General features: G+C 48.9%; 13 protein-coding genes and 1 tRNA gene. 7 read left to right on the plus strand and 7 right to left on the minus strand.

Annotation, left to right across the window (positions count from 1 at the left end; translation table 11 throughout):
- Positions 1-5 precede the first annotated feature (5 nt).
- The 5 genes from yqiA to idi all read left to right on the plus strand — a co-directional run bounded on the left by yqiA (position 6) and on the right by idi (position 6376).
- A complete protein-coding gene (gene yqiA, locus BZG77_RS02370; protein WP_077646055.1) occupies positions 6-584 on the plus strand; it encodes an esterase YqiA in 579 nt (192 codons plus the stop codon).
- A 210-nt stretch (positions 585-794) separates the two neighbouring features.
- Complete coding sequence (gene parE / locus BZG77_RS02375) at positions 795-2687, plus strand: DNA topoisomerase IV subunit B (protein ID WP_021023400.1); 1893 nt, start codon at positions 795-797, stop codon at positions 2685-2687.
- A 25-nt stretch (positions 2688-2712) separates the two neighbouring features.
- The gene (parC, locus tag BZG77_RS02380) at positions 2713-4962 is read left to right on the plus strand and encodes a DNA topoisomerase IV subunit A (RefSeq protein WP_077646056.1); all 2250 of its coding nucleotides are present in this window, start codon (positions 2713-2715) and stop codon (positions 4960-4962) included.
- Positions 4963-5060: 98 nt separating this feature from the next.
- Complete coding sequence (locus BZG77_RS02385; protein ID WP_077646057.1) at positions 5061-5795, plus strand: 1-acylglycerol-3-phosphate O-acyltransferase; 735 nt, start codon at positions 5061-5063, stop codon at positions 5793-5795.
- A 14-nt stretch (positions 5796-5809) separates the two neighbouring features.
- Positions 5810-6376, plus strand: a complete 567-nt coding sequence (gene idi, locus BZG77_RS02390; RefSeq protein ID WP_077646058.1) for an isopentenyl-diphosphate Delta-isomerase — start codon at positions 5810-5812, stop codon at positions 6374-6376.
- Between the two features lie 54 nt (positions 6377-6430).
- Here the strand turns inward: idi and BZG77_RS02395 are convergent, their stop codons facing one another.
- The 7 genes from BZG77_RS02395 to BZG77_RS02425 all read right to left on the minus strand — a co-directional run bounded on the left by BZG77_RS02395 (position 6431) and on the right by BZG77_RS02425 (position 13804).
- Positions 6431-6823 (minus strand): RidA family protein, encoded by a 393-nt coding sequence (locus tag BZG77_RS02395; protein WP_077459924.1) that lies wholly within the window; start codon positions 6821-6823, stop codon positions 6431-6433.
- Positions 6824-6889: 66 nt separating this feature from the next.
- Positions 6890-7375, minus strand: a complete 486-nt coding sequence (locus BZG77_RS02400; protein WP_241844089.1) for an arginine repressor — start codon at positions 7373-7375, stop codon at positions 6890-6892.
- A 173-nt stretch (positions 7376-7548) separates the two neighbouring features.
- Positions 7549-8553, minus strand: coding sequence for an ornithine carbamoyltransferase (gene argF, locus BZG77_RS02405; RefSeq protein ID WP_077459922.1), 1005 nt, complete (start codon positions 8551-8553; stop codon positions 7549-7551).
- A 27-nt stretch (positions 8554-8580) separates the two neighbouring features.
- Positions 8581-9543, minus strand: coding sequence for a carbamate kinase (gene arcC / locus BZG77_RS02410; protein ID WP_021023407.1), 963 nt, complete (start codon positions 9541-9543; stop codon positions 8581-8583).
- Between the two features lie 57 nt (positions 9544-9600).
- A complete protein-coding gene (arcA, locus tag BZG77_RS02415; protein ID WP_025674807.1) occupies positions 9601-10821 on the minus strand; it encodes an arginine deiminase in 1221 nt (406 codons plus the stop codon).
- A gap of 543 nt (positions 10822-11364) precedes the next feature.
- Entirely contained in the window at positions 11365-12807 is a 1443-nt protein-coding gene (locus BZG77_RS02420; protein ID WP_077646060.1) for a YfcC family protein, read from the minus strand.
- Positions 12808-13318: 511 nt separating this feature from the next.
- Positions 13319-13804: an RDD family protein gene (locus tag BZG77_RS02425; RefSeq protein ID WP_077459918.1), complete on the minus strand. Its 486-nt coding sequence runs from the start codon at positions 13802-13804 to the stop codon at positions 13319-13321.
- Between the two features lie 215 nt (positions 13805-14019).
- Here BZG77_RS02425 and BZG77_RS02430 point away from each other — a divergent pair.
- Both BZG77_RS02430 and BZG77_RS02435 read left to right on the plus strand, forming a co-directional pair.
- Positions 14020-14106, plus strand: a tRNA-Leu gene (locus BZG77_RS02430).
- Positions 14107-14258: 152 nt separating this feature from the next.
- Positions 14259-15719 (plus strand): aminotransferase-like domain-containing protein, encoded by a 1461-nt coding sequence (locus BZG77_RS02435; RefSeq protein ID WP_077646061.1) that lies wholly within the window; start codon positions 14259-14261, stop codon positions 15717-15719.
- Positions 15720-16012 lie beyond the last annotated feature (293 nt).

The raw sequence follows: 16012 nt of genomic DNA on the forward strand, positions 1-16012 counted from the left end.
TCAACATGGCATCTGCGTTACTTTACTTACATGGCTTTAATAGCTCGCCACACTCATTAAAAGCCACGCAAATGCGTGAGTTTTGCCATCGTTACCGTCCTGATATTGATGTATTGGTACCGCAACTCCCTAGCCATCCTGCGCCGACTATCGATTTGCTTTCTGAACGGGTAGAGGCCTACAGGGAAACGCATCAACTTGGATTGGTTGGATGCTCATTAGGGGGATTCCTCGCCACTTGGTTGAGTGAACGTTATCAATTGCCTGCTGTACTGGTGAACCCTGCGGTTCGCCCTTACGAGTTATTGCAAGACTATATTGGCGAGCAGGTTAACCCTTATACCCAAGAGCATTACCACTTGGATGCCGCTGATATTCTCGCCCTGCGTGAGCTTGATGTGCCCACGCTGTCTGAGCCTTCTCGCTTTTGGTTATTACAACAAATGGGTGATGAAGTATTAGATTACCGTCAGGCGGTGGAGAAATTTAACGCGAGCAAACAGACCGTTGAGCCTCATGGCGATCATAGTTTTATTGGCTTTGAACGCTATTGCGAGGAGATACTGCAATTTCTCGGCGTATAATCTGCTTACCACGCCAATGCTTGTCCACTCATGCTTTGACCAATGCCTTGTCCACCCATGTTTATCTGCCAAAGCGCTCTGCTAAGCGGATGCCTAAGCCAATTATGACTCGGATGGCAGCTCACAGAAACTCGTGGCAATCTGGGGTCGCGCTTGACAAGCGGATCCCCCTTGCTGACCATGTCATCACATTTATTAAGCTAATCGATTATGACAGAACAAAACTATAACGCAGGATCGATAGAAGTCCTCAATGGGCTCGAGCCAGTGCGCCGACGTCCGGGTATGTACACAGATACCAGCCGTCCCAACCATTTGGGGCAAGAAGTGATCGATAATAGTGTCGATGAAGCGCTAGCCGGTCACGCCAGTAAAATTGATGTCATTCTTCATGCAGATCAGTCATTAGAGGTGATTGATGATGGGCGAGGGATGCCGGTTGATATCCACCCAGAAGAGGGCGTCTCTGGGGTCGAACTGATTTTATGTAAACTTCATGCTGGCGGTAAGTTTTCCAATAAAAGCTACCAGTTTAGTGGCGGCCTGCATGGGGTGGGTATTTCGGTTGTTAACGCTTTGTCTCATCGGGTCGAGATCAGCGTTAAACGCGACGGTCAGGTGTATGACATCGCGTTCGAAAATGGCGATAAAGTACAAGACTTGACTGTCACCGGAACATGTGGACGCCGTAATCGAGGTACCCGCGTTCATTTTTGGCCCGATAGCCAATTTTTTGATTCGGACAAGTTCTCGCTTACGCGCTTGAAAACCATTTTAAAAGCCAAGGCTGTGTTGTGTCCGGGCTTGACGGTGAACCTGACGGATAAAAACACCAATGAAACCATTACTTGGTGCTATGAAGACGGTCTCAAAGACTACTTAGCACACAGTGTGAAAGGTTATGAGGTACTGCCCGAGACGCCTTTTATCGGTGAATTTAGTGGCCAAAGTGAAGCCGCTGATTGGGCGGTGATTTGGCTCCCAGATGGGGGAGAGTTAACCACCGAAAGTTATGTGAATTTAATTCCAACCCCACAGGGCGGTACCCACGTTAATGGCTTACGACAAGGTATGTTGGAAGCAATGCGGGAGTTTTGTGAATTTCGCAACCTATTGCCTCGCGGAGTCAAGCTGACCGCGGACGATATTTGGGAGCGTTGTGCCTACGTGCTCTCGGTTAAAATTCAAGACCCGCAATTTGCCGGACAAACCAAAGAGCGCTTGTCATCACGCCAATGTGCGGCGTTTGTCTCTGGCGTGGTAAAAGATGCGTTCAGCCTTTGGCTTAATGAGCGCCCGCATTTGGCTGAGCGCTTGGCAGAAGTCTGTATCGCCAGCGCCCATCGACGGATGCGTGCTGCCAAGAAAGTGGTGCGTAAAAAAGTGGCGTCTGGCCCTGCATTACCTGGCAAGTTAACGGATTGTGCCATGCAAGATTCCAGTCGTACTGAGCTCTTTTTGGTCGAAGGGGATTCTGCAGGTGGGTCGGCCAAACAAGCGCGCGATCGAGAATTCCAAGCGGTGATGCCGCTTCGAGGGAAGATCCTGAATACCTGGGAAGTCTCAGCAGACCAAGTACTCGCCTCGCAAGAAGTACACGATATTTCGGTCGCGCTGGGGATCGATCCGGACTCGAGCGATTTATCTCACCTGCGTTACGATAAAATTTGTATCTTGGCCGATGCGGATTCAGATGGCCTGCATATTGCGACCCTTTTATGCGCATTATTTATGCAACACTTTCATGCGTTGGTCAGAGGTGGCCACGTTTATGTCGCGATGCCGCCTTTGTACCGGATTGATTGTGGAAAAGAGGTCTTTTATGCCTTGGACGAGGATGAAAAGGCCGGGATCTTGGAGCGTTTAAGTAATAAGCGTGGCAAGATCAATGTTCAACGTTTCAAAGGGTTAGGGGAGATGAACCCCTTACAACTGCGTGAGACCACCATGGACCCCAATACTCGGCGCTTGGTACAGCTCACTATCGATGACGAAGAGCAAACGCAACAGCTGATGGATATGTTGTTGGGGAAAAAGCGAGCGGAAGATCGCCGCCATTGGCTGCAGCAAAAAGGCGATATGGCCGAACTTATCGATATTTAAATAACTATAACGGGATCTTATTCGCATGACAGAGGTGACTTATGATGGCGTAGAGCAGCTTGCTCTTCGCCAGTTCACTGAGGATGCTTACCTCAATTACTCGATGTACGTCATCATGGATCGCGCACTGCCGTTTATCGGCGATGGCTTAAAGCCAGTGCAGCGCCGGATTATTTACGCGATGTCCGAGTTGGGGCTTTCCGCCTCCGCAAAGTATAAAAAATCGGCCCGTACCGTTGGCGATGTGTTGGGTAAATACCACCCCCACGGGGATGCGGCTTGCTATGAAGCCATGGTGTTAATGGCGCAGCCGTTTTCTTATCGCTACCCACTGGTTGATGGGCAAGGGAACTGGGGCGCACCGGACGATCCTAAATCCTTTGCTGCGATGCGGTATACCGAATCACGTCTTTCGCGCTTTTCAGAAGTGTTGCTGCAAGAGCTTGGCCAGGGCACGGTCGAATGGGGCCCCAATTTTGATGGCACCATGAAAGAGCCGAAGACCTTACCGGCACGTTTACCGCATATTTTATTAAACGGTATTACTGGGATAGCAGTGGGTATGGCCACCGACATTCCCCCGCACAATGCCCGGGAGCTCGCCAATGCGCTGGCGGCGATGATTGATAAGCCCAGTATGGATTTAGACGGCGTGCTTGAGTATGTTCAAGGCCCTGACTATCCGACCGAAGCTGAAGTGATCACGCCAAAATCAGATTTGAAAAAGCTCTATACCAGCGGACGTGGATCCATCAAGATGCGCGCTTTGTGGCATAAAGAAAGCAATGAAATTGTGATCACGGCGTTGCCGCATCAAGTCTCTGGTGCCAAATTATTAGAGCAAATCGCCAATCAGATGCGGGCGAAAAAGCTGCCGATGGTGGATGATTTACGCGATGAGTCGGATCATGAAAATCCAACGCGTATTGTCATCGTTCCGCGCTCGAATCGTGTTGACTGTGATCAGCTGATGGATCACTTATTCGCGTCGACCGATTTAGAGAAAAGCTATCGCGTTAACCTCAATATGATTGGCCTGGACGGTCGGCCGCAGGTCAAAAGCTTACACAGCATTTTGTCTGAATGGTTAACCTTCCGACGCCAAACTGTGAGACGTCGCCTTGAGCATCGCTTAGAAAAAGTGCTCGCTCGCCTGCATATTTTGGAGGGCTTACTCGCCGCTTACCTCAATATTGACGAGGTGATTGAGATCATCCGCAGTGAAGATGAGCCAAAGGCGGAGTTGATTCAGCGCTTCGGTTTGAGTGAAAAACAGGCCGACGCCATTCTTGAGATCAAGTTGCGCCAGTTGGCCAAGTTGGAAGAGATTAAAATTCGCGGTGAGCAAGATGAGCTGAGCAAAGAGCGCGACAAACTCGAAACATTGCTGGGATCAGATCGTCGGTTAAACACCTTGATCAAAAAAGAAATCCTGGCGGATGCAGAAAAATATGGTGACGACCGCCGTTCTCCTTTGATCGAGCGTGCCGAGGCCAAAGCGTTAACGGAACGTGATTTAGTCCCCAGTGAGCCCATCACTGTGGTGTTATCTGACAAAGGTTGGATTCGTCATGCCAAAGGCCATGATGTTGATGCCAGCAGCCTAAATTACAAAGCCGGGGATCAATTCCTCGATGCCGCACCGGGTAAGAGTAATCAACCTGCGGTGTTCTTGGGATCAGATGGGCGCAGTTATGCGATCGAATCGCATACCTTGCCGTCAGCACGAAGCCAAGGCGAGCCGATTACGGGTCGAATTAATATCACGCCAGGATCATCGATTCGTCATGTACTCATGGCAGATGAAAACCAGTTTATGCTGATGGCTTCCGATGCGGGCTATGGCTTTGTGTGTAAACAAGCCGATATGCTGTCAAAAAACCGCAGCGGCAAAGCCTTGCTAACGGTGCCCACGCATGCAGAGGTGATGCCGCCTCGTCAAATCAGCCAGCTAGAAACGGATTTGATTGTGGCTATTTCTAATGAAGGGCGAATGTTGGTCTTTCCTGTGCATGAACTTCCCCAGTTGAGCAAAGGCAAAGGCAATAAAATCATTAATATCCCTGGCGCACGCGCGAAATCGCGTGAAGAAGTGTTAAGTCAGCTCTATGTTGTGCCCGCCGATGTAGGGATTACTCTGCACGCAGGTAAACGGAAATTAACGTTAAAGCCAGACGATTTAGCCCATTATCGTGGCGAACGTGGTCGTCGAGGGAGTATGCTGCCTCGAGGCCTTCAGCGCGTCGATGAGATAGACATTCTCACTGATGAATAACACAACGTCCGCCCTTGTGATTAAGGGCGGCGTGGGTGCATTTTTGTGCTGAATCCGTATACTGACTCGCCTTCTAGGCTGGCTCTTTGGAGAGAGAAATGATTTTTGTCGTGCGACTGCTGGCATTATTAATTGCCGCTGTGTTGCTGTTTGTCTTTGGSGGGCTTTACTGCTTATTAAGCCCCCGTAACCCCCGTAATTGCTATCATATCAGTAAATGGTTTGGGCGCCTCTCTCGTTTATTTGGGATTCGCTTGGAACTGCGTTTTGCCGAAGGCGCACCGCGCGAGCCCGGTGCCAGTGTTTGTATTGCCAACCACCAAAGTAACTGGGATATGGTGACCTTATCTAATGCATTAATGCCTGGCGCTGTCACCGTTGGTAAAAAAAGCCTCTTGTGGGTACCTATTTTTGGCCAGCTTTATTGGCTAACCGGCAACGTATTGATTGATCGAGCGAACCGCAGTAAAGCGATGGGGACCATTGCGCAGGTGACGGAAAAGATCCGTGCCAAGCAACTGAGCGTATGGTTATTCCCAGAGGGGACACGTTCTCGCGGGCGTGGGTTATTGCCTTTTAAAACCGGCGCGTTTCACGCCGCTATCGGTGCCAACGTGCCTTTGATCCCGATCGTATGCAGCTCAACGCATCATTTAAAAGCCAATCGTTGGAACAATGGTCATGTGATTGTTGAAGTGATGGCACCGATTTCATCTGAGGGCTACGATAAAGACAATGTTCGTGCGCTTGCTAAACACTGCCACCAGGTGATGAAAAGCAAGTTAGAACAGCTTGATGCAGAAGTTGCGGAACGTAATCAACGCGACCGCTAATTGAGGATTCAGCTATGACTTCAACCCAGCGCAACCATGTTGTGTTGGTCTCACCTAATGGTGAACCACAAGGGATCGCTGAAAAGTTGGAGGCGCATCAGCAAGGATGGTTGCATATGGCCTTCTCCGTTATGTTATTTCGATGCAACGCCAATGGGGAACGTGAGTATCTACTCCAACGTCGGGCGGCAGATAAATATCACAGTGGCGGGTTGTGGACTAACACCTGTTGTTCACACCCCAAACAGGATGAACCGATTGCCGCAGCGGCAAAGCGGCGTCTATACGAAGAGTTAGGTATTGCGCGTCCACTCAACTTTATGATGGGACCTTGGTTTGAATATCGCGCAGAGTTGGGCAACGGGTTGATTGAACACGAGTTGGATCAAGTCATTGCCTGTGAGGTGAATCGCGTCGATATGATCTTAAACCCAGATGAGGTAGAAGATTGTCGCTGGTGGCCGGAAAGTGAGGTGAGGCAGGCAGTCGCAGAGAGCCCTGAGCGGTTTACCGCATGGTTTGAGCAGGTACTGACCCGGATTCATGCGATGGTTGAGTTGCCAACCGCCTCGCAGATATAAACCGAGATTGGCTGGGTGACAATTAAGCGGCGTCGTCGACGCCGCTTTTTTTCTTTAAGCGCTACGTACTGCGATAGCTTCAATTTCAATATCAACATCTTTGGGCAGGCGTGCCACTTCAACACACGAACGTGCTGGATAGTTTTCTACCCCGTGCTCGTCAAAGAATGCACCATACACTTTGTTGATATCGGCAAAGTCTTCCATGTTTTTTACAAACACAGTGAGCTTAGCAATATCGTTCACTTTCAGTCCTGCCGCTTCGACAACCGCTTTAACATTATCCAGCGACTGGCGTGCTTGCGCCGTAATTTCTGGTGAAATCTGTCCAGTTACCGGGTTAACCGGGATTTGGCCAGAAGTAAGGATCATATTGCCAAGATCAACCCCTTGTGAATAAGGACCGATCGCTTCTGGCGCCTGTTCAGTTTGCAGTACTTGGATCATTGTCTATTCCTTTGTTAAAACGCAACACCTATAGTCTGSAACGGTTATCCAGCCAGGTAAAGCCGTTTACACGGGGGCAAGGCGATCACGGACCACTTGCTCGCAGGCACTGAGATCGCTTAAGCGGCGAGGGGCGACCAAAATGGTGTCGTTGCCGCCTACCGTGCCTAAAATTAAGGGGTGCCGGTGAAGATCGATTAAGCGTGCAATCAGTTGGGCACCGCCTGGATGTGTTTTTACCACCACCATGGCGTGGCTACAGGTGATCGCGTCAATTTGTGATCCAACCGAAGAGATCGCATACACAGGCTCCATCTCGCCACTCAGCGTATAGACTTTTTGTCCATGCGCATTGGGTACTTTGGCGACCCCCAGCTTGGATAATAACCGAGAGACAGTCGATTGGCTGACATCAAAATAGCCAAGATCCACCAGTTGCTGACGCACAGCATCTTGGGTAGTAAAGCTTTGGGTTTGGAGTAAATGCCGGCACGCTGAAAGGATATCGTCCTCTGGTGTGGCGGCTGTTACCGATAGAATTGCATCATCAATCACGGGCAACCCCTTATAATTAACGGCATTTTGCTTTAACATCAGTAGATAAAACTGATGATTAGCGATTCAATCGCATATGCTATCAGTTGCGGTAAAGGGAAACCTTGATGCGTGTCACTGCGTGGTATTAAGAGGAGAAGCAGGGCGCCGTGTGACGCCCTGTCAGGGGATTAATCGCCGAGGGTGGCGACCATCACTGCTTTGATGGTGTGTAAGCGATTTTCTGCTTCGTCAAAAACGATAGAGCAGTCTGACTCAAACACATCTTCGGTGACTTCTAGCCCTTTTAGGCCGTATTTTTGTTCTATTTCGGCGCCGACGGTCGTTTCGTTATTATGGAACGCGGGCAAGCAATGCATGAATTTTACATGTGGATTACCAGTTGCTTTCACTACATCCATATTGACTTGATAGGGTTTCATCATCGCGACGCGCTCGTCCCAAGCCTCTTTAGACTCGCCCATGGAAACCCAGACGTCGGTATACAAGAAATCACAATCTTTAACGCCTTCTTGTACGTCTTCGGTGAGCGTAATGCGCGCACCGGTTTGCTCTGCAATTTCACGGCATTGTGTCACCAATGCGTCTTCCGGCCAGAATGCTTTTGGTGCAACCAAGCGAATATCCATCCCCATTTTCGCTGCACCGACCATCAGGGAGTTTCCCATGTTGTTGCGAGCATCGCCTAGATAAGCAAAGCGCATTTCATGAAGCTGCTTACCACGGCCATGTTCGAGCATGGTCATTAAATCGGCTAAGATTTGTGTAGGGTGAAACTCGGTGGTCAGGCCATTCCATACAGGTACCCCGGCAAACTCACCGAGCTCTTCGACAATGTCTTGTCCAAAGCCACGGTATTCAATACCGTCATACATGCGGCCGAGTACGCGAGCGGTGTCTTTCATCGACTCTTTATGACCAATTTGAGAGCCGGTTGGGCCGATGTAGCTGACTTGGCCGCCTTGGTCGAACGCAGCGGTTTCAAAGGCACAGCGGGTGCGTGTTGAGGCTTTTTCGAAGATCAGAGCAATGTTCTTACCTTTTAGACGCGGCGTTTCATAACCGTTGTATTTGGCTTTTTTGAGTTCAATAGCCATGTCGATAAAGTGTTGGATCTCACGAGGCGTGAAGTCCAGTAGTTTTAGAAAGTTACGGTTGCGTAGGTTAAAAGCCATAATGGGAAATCCTCTTCGTTATTGGTCTCAGGCTTGTGCAGGAGCAGGTTGGCCGTGAGAAATATTGTTTTTATTCACTGAATGTGGACGAATACGCGTGCCCGCCTGACCGGCTAGAATCGCTAAACCATCTTCTAAAGCGCCGATGCCAACCAGTTTTCCACCTTGGCGCACAAATTCGCACGAGGCATCTATTTTAGGCCCCATTGAGCCTGCATCGAAGGTGTATTGGCTTAGATCCTCGGGCGTTGTCTCGGCGATGGCCCGTTGATTGGGTTGACCATAGTCGAGATACACCGCCTCGGCATCGGTCAAAATCAGCAGAGCGTCGGCATTGATTTGGCGGGCTAAGAATGCGGCTGACATGTCTTTATCAATCACCGCTTCAATGCCTTTGAGTTGATCACCTTCTTTAATGACTGGGATACCGCCACCACCGGTACAAATCACTAAATGCCCCTGTTTGATCAAGCTGGCAATGGCATCATCCTCAATAATGCCAGTGGGTTGCGGGCTAGGTACCACCCGACGGAAATATTGGCCATCCGGTTTGATATCCCAGCCATATTTGTCAGCAAGCTGATTCGCTTCTTGTTGGTCATACACGGGGCCAATCGGTTTGGTCGGATTGGCAAATGCCGGATCCTTGGGATCAACCGTCATTTGCGTGAGCATACAAGACACATGTTGATCCGGTGCTAAGTTATGTAGCTCTTGCATCAGCATGTAGCCAATCATGCCTTGAGTTTCAGAGCCGAGCACATCCAACGGATAAGGGGTCACAGATTTATACTCTAACCCTTGCAGTGCCAATAAGCCGACTTGCGGGCCGTTGCCATGAACCAGAACGACGTTATATTGCTCACCAATCGCCGCGATGGTTTTCGCCGCTTTGGCAATATTGGCACGTTGAATGTCGGCTTCTAAAGGCTCGCCTCGACGCAGGAGGGCGTTGCCACCTAATGCAACCACGACAGTGGGTTTATTCATAATCATACTCTCTACAGTCGTTGGGGCTGAGCGCAAGCAGGCTCAGCCCAATGCGTTTTAAATACCATCACGATGGATAGGGCAGCTCATGCAGCGCGCGCCACCCCGGCCGCGGCCCAATTCGTCACCGGGAATCGACAAGACAGTGATACCCGCTTTATCGTATTTTTCGTTGGTATAGGTATTCCGTTCATAGCCCACCACGACACCAGGACGAACGGTGAGGACGTTGTTGGCATCATTCCATTGCTCACGCTCGGCTTCAAAGCTGTCACCACCTGTGGTAATCAGATTCAGTGGGCCGACATCAAGTCCTTTTTCAATCGCGGTCAGGAAGTAATCCTCTTCGCGAACATTGAGTTTGCCAGTGCGATCACCGGTGAGGCTCCAGCATTTGATGTCTTTGCGAATCACTTCTGGGTATACCGAGAAGGTATCTTCGCGCATATGGGTCATCACGGTATCAAGGTGCATGCATGAGCGGTGTTTAGGGAGCTCCATCGCAATCACTTGCTTGGCTTGTCCGTGTTTGAACAAACTGGATGCGAGGTTTTCTACCCCTTGCGGCGTGGTGCGTTCAGACATCCCAATGAGGACCACCCCTTTACCCAAGACAGTGACATCGCCGCCTTCGATAGTGGCATTGTCATAATCAATGTTCTCGCCACCAAAGTAGGTAATAAAGTCGCCATTGGCGAAACGTGGGTGCCATCTATAAATAGCGCGTAGATGGTTGGTTTCGCGTTTACGCGCCGGTTTAGCCATTGGGTTAATCGATACGCCGCCGTATAACCAGCACGAGGTATCTCGCGTAAATAAGTGATTAGGCAGTGGGTCGATAATAAAGTCTGAAGGGGCATGCATCGCTTGCAACATCGATGTTGTCGCCAGCGGAAGCTCAGAGTAGGCGAGCCCGCCTAAGAACATCGACGCTAACTCATGATGAGGAAGATCATTTAAGTAGCAGCGGATATCGTTCGCAAACGACGGACCAAAGGTATAGTCAGATATTTTTAGGTTCATCAGCCAAGCTTTGGCTTCAGGGACATCCAGTGTTTCAGCCAGCAGGTTTTGCAACAATAAGACTTCCACACCCTGGTCTCGAAGCGTTTGTGCGAACTTGTCATGCTCTTCACCTGCGCGTTCAACGGAAAGCACATCATCGAAAAGCAGGTCGTGACAGTTAGAGGGAGTGAGGTGTGTCAAAGCACGCTCAGGACGGTGTAACATCACTGTACGTAATTGACCAATTTCTGAGCCGACATAGAAGTTGTTCATCTTTCTTTCTCCGTATATCTCTGCTTGGCTTTTCATCGGAAGGGATAAATAAAAAGTGCAGATTTATTATTGGGTACAAATTCATTCTAACGCGGCGTGATAATGGAACTGGAAGTTGGATCACATTGACTCAATACATCCCAGAGAGCGGTTTTTACCCTGTGTTAATGGTATTTATGGAAGATGATTTACGTGGTCTTTAATAATTAATCACTTTTAATGATTGCTTAGCGTTTTTATTTTTTTATCTTCAGAGTTTACGCGGGATTTGTGTTTGTTTTATGCCTGTTTTATTTTGCGTGTATTAAAGCTTATGCGTCATTAATGAATGACTATCTTTTGATTTTTTTTAATTTAACAAACACAGGCGATCTTTTGGTTTGAATTGTGACGGTGATCATTATTATACGGCTTGTTGTTAAAAATGTTGTTTTGTTGTGAAAAATACAAAGTGACAAAAAAATAAAGCAGGTCAAGGTCGTTTTTAGGCAAAAAAAAGCGCACTTGCTTATCGCAAGTGCGCGTGTGTTGCGGTGATAGTGTTTACAGCATGACACCGACGCTGAGCATAACCATAATCATGATAGTTAAAATGCCAAGCAGGGGAGCAACCCATTTTATCCATTTCGCATAGGGTACACGCGCAATGGCTAAGCCGCCCATGACCACGCCAGACGTCGGAGTCACTAGGTTGACCAAGCCAGAGGCTGACTGGTAAGCGGTGACGACTAATTCGCGACCGACGTTGGCGAAATCAGCGAGGGGCGCCATGATTGGCATGGTTAGAACAGCCAGTCCTGATGATGAGGGCACCAAGAAAGACAGAAGTACTTCAAGCCAATACATCACATTGATAAACACAAATGACGACAAGCCCGATACTAGGCTTTCCGCGCTATTCAGTATGGTGTCGGTGATCATGCCTTTGTCCATGATCACCACAATACCGCGCGCAATACCGATGATCAGCGCTACACCAAGTAGGTCTCTCGCCCCATCTATAAAGCTGGTGGTGATTTCCTCTTCACTCATGCGCGCAATAAGACCAATGATAATGGCGGCCCCTAAGAACACGGCTGAGATCTCGGCCATCCACCATCCGAGCGAGGAGACGCCATAAATCATGACCGCGAATGCACCGGCAAAAACGGTAAGGATGACCTTACGTGTGGCGGTGAAGTCTAGGTTTTGATTATCATCGTGCTCGCCAAGGAAATGCTTTTTATTACTTTCATACTGGTCATACACAATGGATTGGCTTTGGTCAGCGCGTACTTTTCGAGCATAGCGCATGACATAAGCGACACAAATGAGCCAACCAATGGCCAAAATGGCGAGGCGCAGCAGAATACCGTCGGTAAAAGGAATGCCTGCGGCATTGGCAGCAATCACAGTCGCAAACGGGTTAATGGTTGAGCCTAACGTGCCAATACCTGCGCCAAGTAGCACGGTGGCAGCGGCAACGACAGGATCAAAACGTGCGGCCATCATCACAGGCACAAGCAAGGTATAGAAGGGGAGTGATTCTTCAGCCATCCCGTAGATGGTGCCCCCTGCGGCAAATAGGCCCATCAAGATAGGGATCATCCACTCTTCTCGCCCTTCCAAGCGTTTGGTGACCCGCTCAATACCAGCATCAATGGCGCCCGTTTTCGTCACCAGCCCTAAAAAGCCGCCAATAATCAGAATGAACAGCGAGACATCAATGGCCGCCGCTTCATAAGTTTGGTGATTATAAAAGCCATCAATGGGGGCTAAAAGGACATCCACGATGCCTTGCGGATTACTCTCAACTTGCTGATAAGTGCCTGATACAGGGACTTCTTGACCAAGCTCTTCGTTCATGGTGCGGTCGTATTGCCCTGCGGGTACGACCCAACTTAGGGCGGCAACGACGGCAATAAGAATAAACAGTATCGTATAAGCGGATGGGAACTTCAGATTGGCAAACCAACCTTTTTTCTCAGGAACACTCTGGTTACTCATGGTTTCTCCTCATACCTCTTCTCAGTACTGGGGCGTACTACACGTGTTGAGGTAAAGTGTTAAGTTTCACGTCATTATTATTTTGAGCAATAAACATTTGCTTTATCTTTATTGTAAAAGCGAGAGGCTTCTTACTTCTTGGTGATATCTCACAAAAGGAAATGTGGCTTTTTATTAAAAAAGATGAGCTGAAATTTTAAAGTGAATGTTATGTTGGTTTTTACGCGTACTTATCCTTTTTTTCGCCAAGGGAAAGATGGGTTTTTATTGATTAAAATGTATCTACTTGCAGCGTAAGGCAGATATTATCTCTTTGTTCGAGAGCGTTTATGTGAGCAGATTGCTTAATTAGTCATAAGTGGTGGGCGTTAATGATGAATAAAACAGGATAAAACACCAAGGGTTCCAACGTGAGATAATTAGGCTTTTCTTGTTTTAAATCAAATTAGCGGTTGGCTTAAACTGAAGTCCGCATAGGAAAGGGCGCACTTGCGCCCTATTGATGAGGGCGTTATTTCTTTTTGGTGGGTTTTGGCAGCACAATCATATCGCACTCAGAAAAATGGTCTTGGAAAGCGCGATTATTGATATCGAAGATAACAATGAGGTTGCCAAGGCCAAAGCAGGCCGTTGCCATGCGGATCAGTGCCTGAGTGGGGCGAATATTACTGCCATCGGTATTTTGCAGGCGCAGGCGCCACGCTCGCATCCCGAGTGTTTGTCCTGCCTTACACCAAAAATAGCCATAGAACCCACCGATGACACAGGCTAAATACGCTGTATATAATGGGTTAACAATGGGGTGATGGGTGAGAAAGTCACTGATATCTTGGTAGGGCGCGATAGACATGCCGAGCGCTTGTGCGATCGCGAGCAATGCCATCATGCCGCCCCCCGCAAGCATAAGAAGTGCGGCAACCACGAGAATATCATAGACCCAGGCCGCTAAGCGGCGAAAAAAACCTGCGGTTGGACAAGCGATAGAAGACGTTTGCATTGATGTTTACATCCCAGTATTCAATTCGATGCTAGCCTAGCACAGACACTGTCTTGGCGAGTAAGACTAGGCTGTTGTTTTTTGACCAACTATGGGGATTTTTTCTGCATAAGTGTATCTTAGTGTCCTGAGTTGGTTAAAAATAATGCGAACAAACACTTTTTTGCTTTTTGTGCTTGCACTCGAAAGGGCGGTACGTATAATTGGCCGCACTTGCCGAGATGGCGGAATTGGTAGACGCAGCGGATTCAAAATCCGCCGCCTTAACGGGTGTGAGGGTTCAAGTCCCTCTCTCGGCACCAAATCCCAAAAAAGCCCCAGTCTAAAGACTGGGGCTTTTTTCGTTATGCGCCCGCATAAGCGATGTGCAAGTCACAATCCGCCACATTCTATCCCGCTAATCCTGACGGCCCAAGGTATGATCCCTCGATAAGCAAAAAGAGGGAGTAGTAAGGTGCAAGTGCGTTATCAAGACATTGCTCGTTGGATCGAAGCACAAATCCAGCAGCGCGTTTGGCAAGTCGGCGAGCGGATCCCATCGGTAAGAGAAATGAGCCGTCTCCAGCGCGTGAGTCCAATGACAGTGATGCGTGCTTATGAACAGTTGGAAGCTGATGGCTGGGTTGAAGCGAGACCTCGGTCCGGTTTTTTTGTTCGCCCTCATTATAACCAGTTGGCAGAGCATGTATTGGCGAGGCCACAAGCTGATTCTCAATGGCTTTCCACGCATCAGGATGTCTTTGATGTGATCAGTGCTAGTCACCAAGGAACGCGATATCCATTTGGTTCGGCATTTCCCGATCCGCAACTGTTCCCCATGCAAGCCTTGGGACGGGCAATGGCGCGAGTGCTTCGTCAGTCTTCACATCCAGACCACTTTACTATTTTACCACCCGGTGACACTGGGCTGCGTCGGTTGATTGCCCAACGCTATCTGCGTCAAGGCATTAAAGTTGGCATTGACGAAATCATTATCACCAACGGTGCAATAGAAGCATTAAGTTTGTCATTAGCCGCACTCACTCAACCTGGTGATAAAGTCATTATCGAAGCACCCGCTTTTTATGGGGTACTGCAAACGCTTGAAAGGCTACAACTTGAACCCGTTGCTGTATCGGTTGATCCAAGTTCTGGTATTGATATAAATGCGCTTGAGCACGCCTTAATCTCACACCAAGTATCGGCATGCTGGTTAATGAGTAACTTTCATAATCCTACCGGGGCATCGATTCCAGATGATGACCGGCCCCGTGTGGTTAGCCTACTTGCGTCTCATCAAGTCCCAATCATCGAAGATGATGTATATGGTGAGCTCTATTTCACCTCTTCACGGCCCATGCCTTTAAAAGCCTATGATGCGCAAGGCGGCGTCTTACATTGCGGCTCTTTCTCCAAACAGCTTGCACCTGGTTTTCGAGTGGGCTGGGTCGCGGCAGGGTGCTATGCGATGCAAATAGAGAAGCGTCAGTCCGTTTCGAGCTTAGCCGTGGGGGCGCCCAATCAACTGGCGATTGCTGATTACTTAAAACAAGGCGGCTATGACGCGCACTTACGCCGATTACGTGAAACGCTGTCTACTCGTCAAAACCAGGTCCTCACCCAACTCAAAGCGATCTTACCGCCCAGTGCCTGGGTTAGCGAACCTAAAGGCGGTTATTTTTTGTGGGTTACATTGGATAAAAACATCGATACGCGTGATCTGTTTCAGGCGTTAAGGCCATTGGGTGTGACCATCGCCCCGGGTGCATTGTTTGCGACAGATGGACGGTTTAATCATTGCTTTCGTCTCAATCTCTCGATTGATGGAAAAGTAACAAGAGAGCTCGAGCACAATGATGCCGAGTGTGATGGGTTAAATCAGATTGCGACGACTCTCTCATCGTTACTCGCCGCGTCACCTGTACCAGTTAAATAGTGATCACTTTGTACTAGGCCGCGACGGCACAAGGGAGCGTGAGCACCAGCCATCTCTCGCTCCCCACGACTAGAAAAGCTCTCAACGACCGGAAAAAGGGGCCTTTTGTCTGTTTTTGTTTGTTTTGTGAACAAACGAGCGGCAAGGCGCTTTTTTTTTATATTTAGGGGTTGCGGTAAAAACTGAGATCTCTATACTGCGCTTCCTGTCGACGGGGCAACGAGACGCAAGTCACGAAATGCCAACCACGAATCGACACGCTCTTTAACAATTTGACCTATGCAATCTGTGTG

It is taken from the genome of Salinivibrio sp. IB643 (assembly GCF_001996105.1).
GTDB lineage: Bacteria > Pseudomonadota > Gammaproteobacteria > Enterobacterales > Vibrionaceae > Salinivibrio > Salinivibrio costicola.

What these genes read in the sequence shown, in the direction of transcription:
- yqiA (WP_077646055.1), top strand. Translation starts at nt 6, where the DNA reads ATGGCATCTGCGTTACTTTACTTACATGGCTTTAATAGCTCGCCACAC.
- parE (WP_021023400.1), top strand. Translation starts at nt 795, where the DNA reads ATGACAGAACAAAACTATAACGCAGGATCGATAGAAGTCCTCAATGGG.
- parC (WP_077646056.1), top strand. Translation starts at nt 2,713, where the DNA reads ATGACAGAGGTGACTTATGATGGCGTAGAGCAGCTTGCTCTTCGCCAG.
- idi (WP_077646058.1), top strand. Translation starts at nt 5,810, where the DNA reads ATGACTTCAACCCAGCGCAACCATGTTGTGTTGGTCTCACCTAATGGT.
- BZG77_RS02395 (WP_077459924.1), bottom strand. Translation starts at nt 6,823, where the DNA reads ATGATCCAAGTACTGCAAACTGAACAGGCGCCAGAAGCGATCGGTCCT.
- argF (WP_077459922.1), bottom strand. Translation starts at nt 8,553, where the DNA reads ATGGCTTTTAACCTACGCAACCGTAACTTTCTAAAACTACTGGACTTC.
- arcC (WP_021023407.1), bottom strand. Translation starts at nt 9,543, where the DNA reads ATGAATAAACCCACTGTCGTGGTTGCATTAGGTGGCAACGCCCTCCTG.
- arcA (WP_025674807.1), bottom strand. Translation starts at nt 10,821, where the DNA reads ATGAACAACTTCTATGTCGGCTCAGAAATTGGTCAATTACGTACAGTG.
- BZG77_RS02420 (WP_077646060.1), bottom strand. Translation starts at nt 12,807, where the DNA reads ATGAGTAACCAGAGTGTTCCTGAGAAAAAAGGTTGGTTTGCCAATCTG.
- BZG77_RS02425 (WP_077459918.1), bottom strand. Translation starts at nt 13,804, where the DNA reads ATGCAAACGTCTTCTATCGCTTGTCCAACCGCAGGTTTTTTTCGCCGC.